We start from the raw sequence: 12,694 nt of genomic DNA, 5'->3' as shown, positions 1-12,694 counted from the left end.
AGGAGCATCCAAATGAAACAAGTCGTTATCGCTGGCGCAGCACGTACCCCGATGGGTGGGTTTCAGGGGATGTTCGATACAGTGACAGCAGCCGATCTAGGCGGCGTTGCGATCAAGGCCGCGCTGCAGGGTGCAGGGACAGAGACCGTCGACGAAGTTCTGATGGGGTGCGTCCTGCCTGCCGGGCAGGGCCAGGCACCGGCCCGTCAGGCCGGTTTCGCAGCTGGGCTGGGCGACGACGTTCCGGCCACGACGCTCAACAAAATGTGCGGCTCGGGTATGAAAGCAGCCATGATGGCTTACGATCAGATTGCATTGGGGCACGCGGACACAATGATCGCAGGCGGGATGGAGAGCATGACGAACGCGCCATACCTTCTGCCCAAAATGCGCGAGGGCGCGCGGTTGGGTCATGCGCAGGCAATGGATCATATGTTTCTGGACGGGCTCGAGGACGCCTATGACAAAGGTCGCCTGATGGGTACATTCGCTGAAGACTGCGCCGAGGCCTATCAGTTCACGCGCGAGGCGCAGGATGAATACGCGCTGCGTTCTTTGTCGAATGCGCTGGCCGCACAAGAAAATTGTGCATTTGCGGATGAAATCACGCACGTCTCGGTCCGCACTCGCAAGGGCGAAGTCACCCAGTCCGCGGACGAGCAACCGCTTTCTGCGCGGCCCGAGAAAATCCCAACGCTCAAGCCGGCCTTTCGAAAGGATGGCACCGTCACGGCTGCAAATTCTTCTTCGATTTCAGATGGTGCTGCCGCGTTGGTACTGGCATCGGAGGACGCGGCACAGGCGCAGGGCCTGAGCGTCCGCGCCCGTATTGTCGGCCACGCCAGCCACGCGCAGGCTCCAGCGCTGTTTACGACCGCACCAGTTCCAGCCGCGCAAAAATTGCTGACCAATATCGGTTGGTCGAAAGAAGATGTTGACCTGTGGGAGGTCAACGAAGCCTTTGCCGTCGTCCCGATGGCGTTCATGCACGAGATGGGTCTGTCCCGCGACATCGTCAACGTGAACGGCGGGGCTTGCGCACTTGGGCATCCGATTGGTGCGTCGGGTGCACGGATCATGGTCACCCTGCTGAACGCGTTGGAAAAGCGAAACCTGAAACGCGGGGTGGCGGCCATCTGCATCGGCGGCGGCGAAGGCACGGCGATAGCCATCGAACGCGTTTGACGCTTCACCTTTTTCCAAATACTCCGGAGCAAAGCCCTGCCACGAGTTCCGACATGACAGCTGATTACGATACACTTGCCAAGACCATCGCCGCACTGACCGAGGGTGAAACCGACGACGTGGCCCTGATGGCCACCATCGCGTGCGAGGTGCATCATTCCGATGATCGTTTTGACTGGACAGGGTTTTATCGTGTCACCGAGCCGGGGCTTTTGAAGATCGGACCTTATCAGGGTGGGCACGGTTGTCTGGTTATCCCGTTCGACCGCGGTGTCTGTGGCGCCGCCGCCCGCACGGGTGAGGTACAGTTGGTGCCGGATGTGGATGCGTTTCCGGGCCATATCGCCTGCGCATCTTCGACCAGATCCGAGGTGGTGCTGCCTGTGCACAACGCCGCCGGTGACGTCATTGCGGTTTTCGATATCGACAGCGATCAACCCAACGCGTTCAATGAACAAGACGCAAGGCAACTGAGCGGAATTCTGTCCAGCGTATTCGCCAAATAACAATGGCCGAGGGCGTGCCCCCGGCCATTTTGATTAGAGTGTGCTTCCCATCAGGTGCCCAGAAGCTTGGCTTTCTGCGCCGCAAACTCCTCATCCGTCAGAACGCCTTTTTCCTTGAGCGCGGCAAGCCGTTCCAGCTCATCCGCAGCAGATACTGTGGCTACCGAGCGGATATAGTCCTTTTGCGCCTGTTCGATCTGGCTCATGGCCTCGGCATTGTGCTGGTGCATCTTGTCGCCGCGGATGATCAAGTAAGCCAGAACGCCCATCCATGGAATCAGGATGACAAAGGCGATCCAGACTGCCTTTCCACCGCCACTTAGGTCCTTGGATCGGAAGACATCGGCCACAACCGAAATCATCACCCAGAACCAGGCCACCATCAGGAACAGCCAGAAGATTGACCAGACTATGTCGAAGAAACCGATGCCGTTGTCCATTTGTCATCCAACCCTTTGCGAATGCCTAAGAATATTCATATTCAGATAACATGGACTGTAGCGGACAGTTTGCCGGTTGGTTAGTGTCAATTCTCTGATGGTTTTACTACGCTACGCCAAGCTGGGTAATTCAATGACCGTTAGAAGATAGGCCAGCACAGCTTGAATGCCGAATATCCCAAAGATGTAGTATGAAAACAGCCGCTTGCGGGTTTTGTGTCTGAAAATCCACCGCCCCAGCAATGCGCCTGGACTGCCGCCCAGCGCCGCTAACCACAATAGGTTTCGTTCCGGGATACGCCTTTTCCGCCGTCTTGCCCGCAGCTTATCCCAGCCAAAGGCAAGCAAAGTCAGGGTGTTGACGACCCACAGATAAATCACCGCAATCCACATGGTGGACGGATACCCAAACAATGTTGTGCGTCCAAGTGAAAAATATCTTGGTTTTTTCACGGAATCAGCGCATCGTGAAAAACGAGGAGAAAATTTCACCAAACTTCGGAGCGTTCAGTGAACAGCCAAGCCCCGCACAGCGCCACACTCGGAGCCGATCTTCGGGCTTTGCGTAAGGCGCGTGGGTTGACGCTGACCGAGATCGCTGCACGTCTGGGTCGTTCTGTTGGTTGGCTTAGCCAAGTCGAGCGCGACAAGTCCGACCCCTCAATTTCCGACCTGCGCCAGATTGCCGAATGTCTGGGCGTGCCGATGTCGATGCTGTTCGCGCATTCCTCCGCTCCGGCAGATGAGCAGGGGTATGTGGTGCGCGCCGGAACGCGCCGCCCGATGGGGTCCGGTGAGGAAGGGTTGATCGAAGAACTGCTGTCGCCCGATCTGACCGATGATTTCGAAATGGTGCATTCCACATTCAAGCCCCGATCGAAAATGCAAACCCCGGCCAACCGACCAACGCAGGAGGTTGGGTACATGGTGTCAGGGCGGTTGGAACTGACGATCAGTGGGCGCCAGTTTTCGGTCGGCCCCGGCGACAGCTTTCGGATCAAACATGAACCCTATCAATGGTCGAACCCCTATGATGAGCCCGCAGTGGCCATCTGGGTTATCGCTCCGCCGGTGTACTGATGAGCTTTGAAGCCTGGACCATATTCGCGCTGTTTTGGGTGGTGTTCGTCACCACGCCGGGGCCGAACGCGGTCAATTGCATTTCAAACGGGATGAGCCTGCCGTTTCCCAAAGCGATGCTGGGCGTGCTGGCGATTCTAACGCAGGCCAGCACGTTTCTTGTCCTGTCAGCGCTGGGTGTGACCGCGTTGATCGCAGCATCTCCAACCGGGTTTTTTATCGCCAAACTGGTAGGGGCAGGGTTCCTGATCTGGGTTGGGGTTCGCGGCTGGATGAATGCCACGCGCCCGGCCCCGGCAAGTGAACGACCCGCGCGCCATGTGTATCTGCACGCACTGGCGGTCGCTACGATCAATCCTAAAAGCGTGGCAGGGTACCTCGCTGCCTTTTCCCAGTTTGTGCAGCCTGATGTTCCGATCTGGCAGCAGATGGTCGTCATCATGCCTACGGCGCTGATCATCACCACGCTCAGCTACACCGGGTTCACCGTGTTGGGCGCGCTGATGGGCAAGGCTGCGCTGGGAGCGGTTTTCAACACTTGGGTGCGTCGTGTCATGGCCGCCTGTTTCATCATCTATGGCGTGTTGCTGGGTGCCAGCTCCACGCCCGCAGCTAGGGGGTAATCAGATGCACACCGGTTCTTGCCTCTGCGGCGCAGTCGCGTTCACGATTGACGGAGAGTTGTCGCCGCCTTCGGCCTGCCACTGTGGCCAGTGCCGAAAACAGTCCGGCCATATCTGGTCTTCGACCTCGACGCATCAGAACAACCTGAGCTTCACCGCAAGCGATACGCTGACTTGGTTCCGGGCCTCGGACACCGCCCGTCGCGGGTTCTGCCGGTCATGCGGTTCGTTCCTCTTCTGGCAGCACAATGACGAGGACACGATTTCAATTTCCATGGGTGCGCTCAGCGAGCCCACGGGTCTAACGCTCTCGAAGCATATCTTTGTCGCCGACAAGGGCGATTACTACGACATCACAGACGATCTGCCCCAACGGGCACAGTAACAAGGATCAAGACCAATGAGCGATTTTCCGACAAAAGCCCGCGTGGTTGTTATCGGTGGCGGTGTGGTGGGGGCCTCCTCGCTGTACCATCTGGCCAAGAAGGGCTGGACTGATTGTGTTCTGCTGGAAAAGAACGAACTTACCGCTGGCTCGACTTGGCACGCGGCGGGTAACGTTCCGACCTTCTCGAATTCATGGGCGATCATGAACATGCAGCGGTACTCAACCGAGCTGTATTCGCGTTTGGGCGAAGAGGTCGACTATCCGATGAACTACCACGTTTCAGGCTCGATCCGTCTTGCGCACAGCAAGGAGCGGATGCAAGAGTTCGAACACGCCATGGCGATGGGACGCTATCAAGGCATCCCGATGGAGATGTGGACCCCGGAAGAAGCTAAAGAGCGCTATCCTTTCCTGGAGACGCACGATCTTGAAGGCGTTCTGTACGATCCCACCGATGGTGATATTGATCCGGCGCAGCTGACACAGGCACTGGCCAAGGGTGCCCGTGACATGGGCCAGAAGATCATCCGCTTTTGCCCGGCAACTGGCGTAACTCAGCACGACGACGGCACCTGGACCGTACACACCGACAAAGGCGATATAGCCTGCGACTATGTTGTGAACGCCGCTGGGTATTACGCGCAGCGCGTGGGAGAGTGGTTCAAGCCCTTTGGCGGCCGCACAGTTCCCGCGATGGTGATGAGCCACCAGTACCTGCTGACGGACGAAGTTCCAGAAATTGAAGAATGGTCCAAAGCGAACGGTGGTAAGAAACTGCCACTGCTGCGCGACGTGGATATCTCGTACTACCTGCGGCAGGAAAAGAATGGCTTCAACCTTGGTCCGTATGAGCCTAACTGCAAGGGCCACTGGATGACTGAAGACGATGCTATGCCCGAGGATTTCTCGTTCCAGCTGTGGAATGACGATCTCGACCGCATCGAGGATATCGTCACTGACGCGATGGAGCGGGTGCCGTTGATGGCGACCTCCGGCGTTGGCCGTGTGATCAACGGCCCGATCCCCTATGCGCCGGACGGGCTGCCGCTGATCGGCCCAATGCCCGGTGTGAAAAACGCGTTCGAGGCACACACATTCACCTTCGGCATCGCTCAGGGCGGTGGTGCAGGCAAGGTGCTGGCCGAATGGATCGTCGATGGCGCGACCGAATGGGATATGTGGGCCGTCGACCCGCGTCGCTACACCGATTACACAGATCAGGACTACTGCAACCAGAAAGGTCTGGAAGTTTACGGCAACGAATACGCCATGCATTTCCCTCATCATGAATGGCCCGCGGCGCGCGACAAGAAACTGTCACCGGTGCATAACAAGGTCAAAGCGCTGGGCGGCGTGATGGGTGCCTATAACGGATGGGAGCGGGCCAACTGGTTCGCGAAGCCGGGCGATGACACGTCGCTTGATGCAACCCATACCTGGGGTCGGTCCGGCCCGTGGGAGCAACGAATCCAAGAAGAATGCGAGGCCGTGCGAGACCATTGTGGCGTACTAGATCTGCCAGGCTTCTCGCGCTTCATGGTCAAGGGAGAGGGCGCCGCTGAGGCGCTGCGCGGCCTCGCAACCGGTGGGTTGCCAAAGGTCGGCCGGATGAACCTCATCTATATCTCTGACGACCGTGGCCGCATTCTGACCGAGATGTCCTGTATCCGTCTTGGTGAGGATGAGTTCATCATGATCACCGCCGCAACTGCACAGTGGCATGATCGGGACATCCTGATGAACGCGATGCCTGCGAGTGTTTCGATTGAAGACGTGACCACGACACGGGATACACTGATCGTCACTGGTCCGAAGTCGCGCGATATACTGTCGACTATGACGGATGCGGATCTGACCTCGGGGTGGCTGACTCATCAGTCTGCGACCGTTGCAGGCCAGCCCGCCTATCTGATCCGCGTCTCCTTCGCGGGTGAGCTAGGATGGGAAGTCCACGCTCTGAACGAGCATATGCCCGCGATCTATGATGCGATCATCGATGCCGGTGCCAAACCGTTCGGCATGTATGCCCTGAACTCGCTGCGTATCGAAAAGGGATACCGTGCATGGAAGGGGGACCTATCGACCGACTACTCTCTGCTGGAAGGCGGTCTTGGGCGGTTCGTCAAACTCGACAAGCCGCAGGATTTCCCCGGCAAGGCTGCAATCCTGAACGAAAAGCAGCAGGGCGTGAAGAAGTCGTTTGTCACGCTGACAGTGGATGCGGGCGATTGCGACGCGCCGTATATGTCGTGTATCTGGCAGGGCGATCAAATCGTGGGCGAAACCACGTCAGGCGCATGGGGATACCGCGTTGGCAAATCCATCGCGCTGGGCATGATCAAGGCCGAGCTTGCCAACCCCGGCACCGAGCTTGAGGTCGAAATCTACGGCCAAAAGTGCCGCGCTGTGGTAGAGCAGGATCAGCCGCTCTGGGATCCTGAGAACGAGCGGTTACGCGCTTAACTTCTCACGGAGACCGCCATGAGCAAACGATACGCCAAACTGGGACCCGGTGAGGGTCCCAACTATGACTGGGAAAACGACCACACTTTTGTGAAAGTTTCCGGCCAGGACACGGATGGCGCATACACGCTTATGGAAGACAATCTGAAGGCCAGCTTCGCGCTTGGCCTTCATCGCCATGATACCCACGCTGAGACTTTTTACTTTCTGGAAGGCGCGGTGGAATTCTACGTTGATGGCGACTGGCATCGCTGTACGCCCGGCACAACCATGCATGTGCCACCCGGAGTACCCCATGCGTGTCGCGTCGCCGATGGCGCGCCCGCCAGAATGCTGATGATCTTTCAGCCCTCGGGGTTCGACGGGTTTCTGGCTGAACTGGCAAAAATGACCGAGGCTGACTTTGCAGATGAGGCGAAAATGGCCGAACTGAACGCGCGTTACGACATTGTGCCGATGGGACCGGTTCCAGCCCATCCGGAAGACAGGGTCTGAAGATGACCACGCCCACAAAAATGTCTGGTGTTTACCTGACGCGCCACGGCGGCCCCGAAGCGCTGGAATGGCGCGAGGATATTCCGGTTCCAACGCCTGGACCGAGGCAGGTTCTGGTTCGGGTCGCGGCTGCAGGGGTAAACAACACCGACATCAATACACGGGTCGGCTGGTATTCCTCGGACGTGACCGGGGCAACGGACGCTGTTGATCAGGATGTTGATGCCGGAGGCTGGGGAGGTGCGTTGGCGTTTCCGCGCATTCAGGGTGGCGATCTATGTGGGATAGTCGAATTGGCAGGGCAAGAGACCGGGTTTCAAGCCGGGCAACGGGTGACTTGCCCGATCAACTTGCCGCGCCCACGCCCCGGCAATCCGACTGGCTTTATCGCATTAGGCTCTGAAATCGACGGAGCATTTGCGCAATACTGTCTGGTTCAGGCCGACGACCTGTACGACGTGACGACCTCACCTCTGTCAGATGTCGAAATCGCCGCCATCCCCTGTGCATTTGGCACAGCCGAAAATCTATTGACCCGTGCTGGCGTGACTGCCGGGCATAAGGTGCTGGTTACCGGTGCCTCGGGTGGCGTGGGTCTTGCTGCCGTGCAACTGGCGGCGCTGCGTGGGGCGACGGTTTGGGGCGTTACGGGTTCAGCCAAGGCCGAGGTGGTCAAAGCGCAGGGGGCCGTGGACACCTTTGATCGCAACGCGCCGCTGCCCAAGGACATGTTCGACGTCGCGATCGACGTTGTCGGAGGCCCGGTTTGGCCCGGCCTGATCCTGGCCCTGAAACCCGGCGGTCATTATGCCGTTTCCGGAGCAATCGCAGGACCAATCGTTTCGGCTGACCTGCGTGAGATCTACCTGCGCGACATCACGATTCATGGCTGCACACATCAGGCATTTGAAGTCTTTGGCCGCCTTGTCGAGATGATGAATACGGGCCGCATCAAGCCTTTGGTTTCCAAGACCTATCCACTAAGAGACATCGCCAAGGCGCAGGAGGACTTTCAATCCAAGGCGCTGCCGGGAAAACTCGTTCTAATTCCGTAGGGAGGTTGGCAAATGGCGGATATCACGCTTCTGGATGGTTCGATCGGGCAAGAACTGGTCAAACGCAGCGGGGACAAGCCCACGCCGCTGTGGTCGACGCGCGTGATGATCGACCATCCCGAATTGGTGCAAGAGGTCCACGCCGAATATTTCCGCCGTGGCGCAACGGTTGCCACGACCAATACTTACGCGGTCCATCGTTCTCGGTTGGAGCGCCTGGGCATGGAAGGCCAACTGCCCGAGCTGATCCATGCTGCGGTTACTCAGGCGAACCGGGCGCGAAAGGACAGTTCCGGTCGCATCGCTGGCGCGCTGGGCCCTTTGCTGGCGTCTTATCGTCCCGATCTGAAACCCGACGTGGAAGACGCTGCGAAAAAATTTGCCGAGTTGGTTAACCTCATGTCCGATCACGTTGATCTTTTCCTGATCGAAACCGTGTCCTCGGTGCAAGAGGCCGAAGGGGCTTTGCGTGGTACAAAGGATGCGGGTAAGCCGGTCTGGCTGGCTCTGTCGGTCATGGACGATGATGGATCGCGCCTGCGATCCGGAGAACCGCTTGGAGATATTGCGCCCCTTGTTGAGCAATTCTCCCCTGACGCGGTTCTGATCAACTGTTCGCGCCCCGAGGCCATTCCTGCTGCGCTTGAGGTCATAGCCACGCTGGGCCGGCCATTTGGGGCTTATGCCAACGGGTTTACTGGAATTACCCAGGATTTTCTGAAGGACGCCCCAACAGTAGACGCTTTGGAACAACGCCACGATCTGGGGCCCGAGGCTTACGCCGATCATGCCATGGAATGGGTAGCGCAGGGGGCAACGATTGTTGGCGGATGCTGCGAAGTCGGACCGGATCACATAGAGGTCCTTGCCGATCGATTGCGGTCCTCTGGACACCGGATTGTCTGAGAGGAACGTGATGCCATCGCCGTCGAACATCCCGGCTTCTAACGCGCAGCGACATTTCGACATCGTTGTCGCGCCGGGCTATGTGCTGCTGGAACTGGCGTCATTGGTTGAGGTGCTGCGGCTGGCCAACCGCGTTTGCCCGAGCCCGCCATTCACCTACGCCTATCGCTCTCTGAGGGGTGGCCCGGTCGCTAGCAGCAGCGAGGCAACGATCCAGACCGAGCGCATTCCGTCGCAGCCCAACGCGGACTATTTGTTTGTCATCGGAAATTCCGACCCCGATCATCCTGATCTGTCGCTGGGGCGTGTTGTGTCGGATTATACTTTCCGCGGTGCACAGGTCTTTTTGCTGTCCGAAGCTGCAAGCCGCTATATCGACGAGCAGGGGACCGAGGACATGTCGACCCACTGGGAAAACGCGTCCTTCCTGCGTGAGCGTCGCGCCCAGTTCGAGGCCAAACTGTCGATTGCAACGGAACAGGGCGCCGTGGTGACCTGCGCCGGGATGGAGGCGACAACCGATGTCGCGCTGGCCGTGATCGGGCGCCACATATCTGGGCCAACCAGAATGACCGTGGCCGATATTATGCTGCACGAAAATATCCGGGACTTTTCCTCGCTTCAGCCCTTTTCCGGGTCAAAAACCACGGCAACCGGCGACGCCAAGCTGGACCAGTGCATCAAGGTGATGCAGGCCAATATCGAAGACCCGCTGCCGATTAACGAAATCGTCGAAGCGCTAAAGCTTTCGAACCGATCGCTGGAACGGAAGTTCAAGAACTATTTCGGAACCACACCAAACGGCTTTTACCGCGAAATGCGGCTGGCCAAGGCCAATAACCTTCTGCTGAACACAACGATGAGCGTGCGCGAAATCGGACTAGCCTGCGGGTTTCCCAACGGTTTCTCGTCGGTCTACAAAAGCTTTTTCGGCGTGACACCCTTTGTGCTGCGACGTGAAAAACGGCAAGTCAAACAACGTTGATTTTTGCAAATGGGCTGACGTTTTTCGTGCATTCTGTGTCGCTCTTCCGTGTCATTTTGGGTGGAAACTCATAAAGCGGAATCATGAGAATGGCTGATCTTCCAAACAAGGCCCGTGTTGTCATTATCGGTGGTGGTGTCATCGGATGTTCGGTGGCGTATCATCTGACCAAGAAAGGCTGGAAAGACGTTGTCCTGCTGGAGCGTAAGCAGCTGACCAGCGGCACGACCTGGCATGCAGCGGGTCTGATCGCCCAGCTGCGCGCAACGGCGAACATGACAAAGCTGGCGAAATACAGCCAGGAACTCTATGGATCGCTCGAAGAAGAAACCGGTGTGGCCACAGGCTTTAAACGCTGTGGATCAATCACTGTTGCGCTAACCGAAGAGCGCAAAGAAGAGATCTACCGTCAGGCGGCCATGGCGCGCGCTTTCGGCGTCGAGGTCGAAGAAATCGAGAATGAACGTGTTCAGGAGCTGTATCCCCACATCAACCTCGAAGGCGTGAAGGGTGCTGTTTACTTACCGCTGGATGGTCAGGGTGACCCGGCCAACATTGCCTTAGCGCTGGCAAAGGGCGCCCGTCAGCGTGGCGGTATCGTCAAAGAACGTGTGAAAGTCACCGACATTGTCAAACAAGACCGCAAGGTAACCGGCGTTGACTGGGTCGCAGATGACGGCGGCGCTTCGGGTCATATCGAATGCGACATGGTGGTGAACTGCGCCGGTATGTGGGGGCATCAGGTCGGCCAGATGGCTGGCGTGAACGTGCCGTTGCACGCCTGCGAACACTTCTACATCGTTACCGAAAATATCGACGGTTTGACCCAGTTGCCGGTTCTGCGCGTTCCCGATGAATGCGCGTATTACAAAGAGGACGCAGGCAAAATTCTGTTGGGTGCATTTGAACCGAATGCCAAGCCGTGGGCGATGAACGGCATCCCCGACGCGTTTGAGTTCGACCAACTGCCCGAGGATTTCGACCATTTCGAGCCAATCCTCGAAGCCGCGTGCGAACGTATGCCTATGTTGGCCGAGGCTGGCATCCACACCTTCTTTAACGGGCCCGAGTCTTTTACTCCCGATGACGCCTATCATCTGGGCCTTGCGCCTGAGATGGACAATGTCTGGGTCGCGGCAGGCTTCAACTCGATCGGCATCCAGTCCGCTGGCGGTGCTGGTATGGCGCTGGCCGAATGGATGGACAGCGGTGAAAAACCGTTCGATCTGGGCGACGTTGACATAGGTCGGATGCAACCGTTCCAGGGCAATAAACAGTATTTGTTTGAGCGTTCGAAAGAGACGTTGGGTCTGCTTTACGCCGACCACTTCCCCTATCGCCAAAAGGCCACCGCGCGTGGCGTACGTCGGACGCCGTTCCATCATCATCTGCTGGAACAGGGCGCGGTCATGGGCGAGTTGGCGGGTTGGGAACGTGCCAACTGGTTCGCGAACGAGGGGCAGGAGCGCGAGTACCAGTACAGCTGGAAACGCCAGAACTGGTTCGAGAACTCGGCAGCTGAACACCGTGCGGTGCGCGAGAATGTCGGCATGTACGACATGTCGTCGTTCGGCAAACTCCGCGTTGATGGCCCCGATGCCGAGAAGTTCATGAACTATATCGGCGGCGGCGACTACTCGGTTCCGAATGGTAAGATCGTCTATACTCAGTTCCTCAACCGCACAGGCGGGATTGAGGCGGACGTGACCGTCACCCGCCTGACCGAAACTGCCTTTCTGGTGGTAACACCGGCCGCGACCCGTTTGGCGGACCAGACCTGGATGCAGCGCCATGCGGGTAACTTCAACGTCGTCATCACCGATGTAACGGCGGGCGAGGGCGTTCTAGCCATCATGGGCCCAAATGCGCGTACGCTGCTTGAAAAGGTCTCGCCCAACGATTTCACCAACGCGACCAACCCGTTTGGCACCGCGCAGGATATCGAGATCGGCATGGGTCTGGCTCGAGCCCACCGTGTGACCTATGTCGGTGAGCTTGGTTGGGAAATCTATGTCTCGTCCGACATGGCGGGACATGTGTTCGAAACCCTGCACGAGGCCGGACAGGACATGGGGCTAAAACTATGCGGCATGCATATGATGGACAGCGCCCGGATAGAAAAAGGCTTCCGCCACTTCGGCCACGACATCACATGTGAGGACCATGTGGTCGACGCCGGTCTTGGTTTTGCGGTCAAGGTCGACAAGGGCAGCGATTTCATCGGGCGTGAGGCGGTGATCGCGCGCAAGGAAAGCGGACCACATAATCGCCTGGTTCAGTTCAAGCTGACCGATCCGGAACCGCTGTTGTTCCATAACGAACCGATCATCCGGGACGGCGAGTATGTGGGCTATCTGTCCTCAGGCAACTATGGCCACACGCTGGGCGGTGCGATCGGTCTGGGTTATGTGCCCTGCGAAGGCGAAAAGGCCGCTGACGTTTTGGCCTCGACCTACGAGATCGATGTTTGCGGCGTCAAAGTCAAAGCCGAAGCATCACTCAAGCCGATGTACGATCCAAAATCCGAGCGCGTTAAAGTTTAGCGCCAAGGTTCGACACACGGGGCGC

13 protein-coding genes are annotated in these 12,694 nt (G+C 58.0%); 11 read left to right on the top strand and 2 right to left on the bottom strand.

Annotated elements, in window-relative coordinates; all coding sequences use genetic code 11:
• Nucleotides 1-12: 12 nt before the first annotated feature.
• Nucleotides 13-1,185: a thiolase family protein gene (locus tag AC2FGC_RS15815; protein ID WP_496782833.1), complete on the top strand. Its 1,173-nt coding sequence runs from the start codon at nucleotides 13-15 to the stop codon at nucleotides 1,183-1,185.
• Nucleotides 1,186-1,238: 53 nt separating this feature from the next.
• Nucleotides 1,239-1,691 (top strand): GAF domain-containing protein, encoded by a 453-nt coding sequence (locus AC2FGC_RS15810; protein ID WP_496726581.1) that lies wholly within the window; start codon nucleotides 1,239-1,241, stop codon nucleotides 1,689-1,691.
• A 50-nt stretch (nucleotides 1,692-1,741) separates the two neighbouring features.
• On the opposite strand, the gene AC2FGC_RS15805 is transcribed toward AC2FGC_RS15810, so the two are convergent.
• Together AC2FGC_RS15805 and AC2FGC_RS15800 are read right to left on the bottom strand one after the other, a co-directional pair.
• Nucleotides 1,742-2,131 (bottom strand): SHOCT domain-containing protein, encoded by a 390-nt coding sequence (locus AC2FGC_RS15805; protein ID WP_496726582.1) that lies wholly within the window; start codon nucleotides 2,129-2,131, stop codon nucleotides 1,742-1,744.
• 111 nt (nucleotides 2,132-2,242) lie between these two features.
• Nucleotides 2,243-2,623, bottom strand: a complete 381-nt coding sequence (locus tag AC2FGC_RS15800; RefSeq protein ID WP_496782831.1) for a DUF1294 domain-containing protein — start codon at nucleotides 2,621-2,623, stop codon at nucleotides 2,243-2,245.
• Between the two features lie 18 nt (nucleotides 2,624-2,641).
• On the opposite strand from AC2FGC_RS15800, the gene AC2FGC_RS15795 reads away from it, so the two are divergent.
• From AC2FGC_RS15795 to AC2FGC_RS15755, 9 genes are all read left to right on the top strand, one after another.
• Nucleotides 2,642-3,211, top strand: coding sequence for a helix-turn-helix domain-containing protein (locus tag AC2FGC_RS15795; protein ID WP_472724551.1), 570 nt, complete (start codon nucleotides 2,642-2,644; stop codon nucleotides 3,209-3,211).
• Nucleotides 3,211-3,834, top strand: coding sequence for a LysE family translocator (locus tag AC2FGC_RS15790; protein WP_170563472.1), 624 nt, complete (start codon nucleotides 3,211-3,213; stop codon nucleotides 3,832-3,834). Before AC2FGC_RS15795 ends, AC2FGC_RS15790 begins: the two co-directional genes overlap by 1 nt.
• Nucleotides 3,835-3,838: 4 nt before the next feature.
• Nucleotides 3,839-4,219 (top strand): GFA family protein, encoded by a 381-nt coding sequence (locus AC2FGC_RS15785; protein WP_496782829.1) that lies wholly within the window; start codon nucleotides 3,839-3,841, stop codon nucleotides 4,217-4,219.
• Nucleotides 4,220-4,234: 15 nt separating this feature from the next.
• Nucleotides 4,235-6,685 (top strand): GcvT family protein, encoded by a 2,451-nt coding sequence (locus AC2FGC_RS15780; RefSeq protein WP_496782827.1) that lies wholly within the window; start codon nucleotides 4,235-4,237, stop codon nucleotides 6,683-6,685.
• A gap of 18 nt (nucleotides 6,686-6,703) precedes the next feature.
• Entirely contained in the window at nucleotides 6,704-7,180 is a 477-nt protein-coding gene (locus AC2FGC_RS15775) for a cupin domain-containing protein (protein ID WP_496779364.1), read from the top strand.
• Between the two features lie 2 nt (nucleotides 7,181-7,182).
• Nucleotides 7,183-8,235, top strand: a complete 1,053-nt coding sequence (locus AC2FGC_RS15770; RefSeq protein WP_496782825.1) for a zinc-binding dehydrogenase — start codon at nucleotides 7,183-7,185, stop codon at nucleotides 8,233-8,235.
• 12 nt (nucleotides 8,236-8,247) lie between these two features.
• Nucleotides 8,248-9,141, top strand: coding sequence for a homocysteine S-methyltransferase family protein (locus AC2FGC_RS15765; RefSeq protein WP_496782823.1), 894 nt, complete (start codon nucleotides 8,248-8,250; stop codon nucleotides 9,139-9,141).
• Nucleotides 9,142-9,151: 10 nt separating this feature from the next.
• Nucleotides 9,152-10,126 (top strand): GlxA family transcriptional regulator, encoded by a 975-nt coding sequence (locus tag AC2FGC_RS15760; RefSeq protein WP_496726589.1) that lies wholly within the window; start codon nucleotides 9,152-9,154, stop codon nucleotides 10,124-10,126.
• 89 nt (nucleotides 10,127-10,215) lie between these two features.
• The gene (locus AC2FGC_RS15755; protein ID WP_496782822.1) at nucleotides 10,216-12,669 is read left to right on the top strand and encodes a GcvT family protein; all 2,454 of its coding nucleotides are present in this window, start codon (nucleotides 10,216-10,218) and stop codon (nucleotides 12,667-12,669) included.
• The last annotated feature ends 25 nt before the right edge of the window (nucleotides 12,670-12,694 follow it).

This window comes from Ruegeria sp. CDSC054, assembly GCF_059610645.1.
This window is presented reverse-complemented; position numbering and strand designations above follow the sequence as displayed.

What these genes read in the sequence shown, in the direction of transcription:
- AC2FGC_RS15755 (WP_496782822.1), top strand. Translation starts at nt 10,216, where the DNA reads ATGGCTGATCTTCCAAACAAGGCCCGTGTTGTCATTATCGGTGGTGGT.
- AC2FGC_RS15760 (WP_496726589.1), top strand. Translation starts at nt 9,152, where the DNA reads ATGCCATCGCCGTCGAACATCCCGGCTTCTAACGCGCAGCGACATTTC.
- AC2FGC_RS15765 (WP_496782823.1), top strand. Translation starts at nt 8,248, where the DNA reads ATGGCGGATATCACGCTTCTGGATGGTTCGATCGGGCAAGAACTGGTC.
- AC2FGC_RS15780 (WP_496782827.1), top strand. Translation starts at nt 4,235, where the DNA reads ATGAGCGATTTTCCGACAAAAGCCCGCGTGGTTGTTATCGGTGGCGGT.
- AC2FGC_RS15805 (WP_496726582.1), bottom strand. Translation starts at nt 2,131, where the DNA reads ATGGACAACGGCATCGGTTTCTTCGACATAGTCTGGTCAATCTTCTGG.
- AC2FGC_RS15790 (WP_170563472.1), top strand. Translation starts at nt 3,211, where the DNA reads ATGAGCTTTGAAGCCTGGACCATATTCGCGCTGTTTTGGGTGGTGTTC.
- AC2FGC_RS15770 (WP_496782825.1), top strand. Translation starts at nt 7,183, where the DNA reads ATGACCACGCCCACAAAAATGTCTGGTGTTTACCTGACGCGCCACGGC.
- AC2FGC_RS15775 (WP_496779364.1), top strand. Translation starts at nt 6,704, where the DNA reads ATGAGCAAACGATACGCCAAACTGGGACCCGGTGAGGGTCCCAACTAT.
- AC2FGC_RS15810 (WP_496726581.1), top strand. Translation starts at nt 1,239, where the DNA reads ATGACAGCTGATTACGATACACTTGCCAAGACCATCGCCGCACTGACC.
- AC2FGC_RS15815 (WP_496782833.1), top strand. Translation starts at nt 13, where the DNA reads ATGAAACAAGTCGTTATCGCTGGCGCAGCACGTACCCCGATGGGTGGG.
- AC2FGC_RS15785 (WP_496782829.1), top strand. Translation starts at nt 3,839, where the DNA reads ATGCACACCGGTTCTTGCCTCTGCGGCGCAGTCGCGTTCACGATTGAC.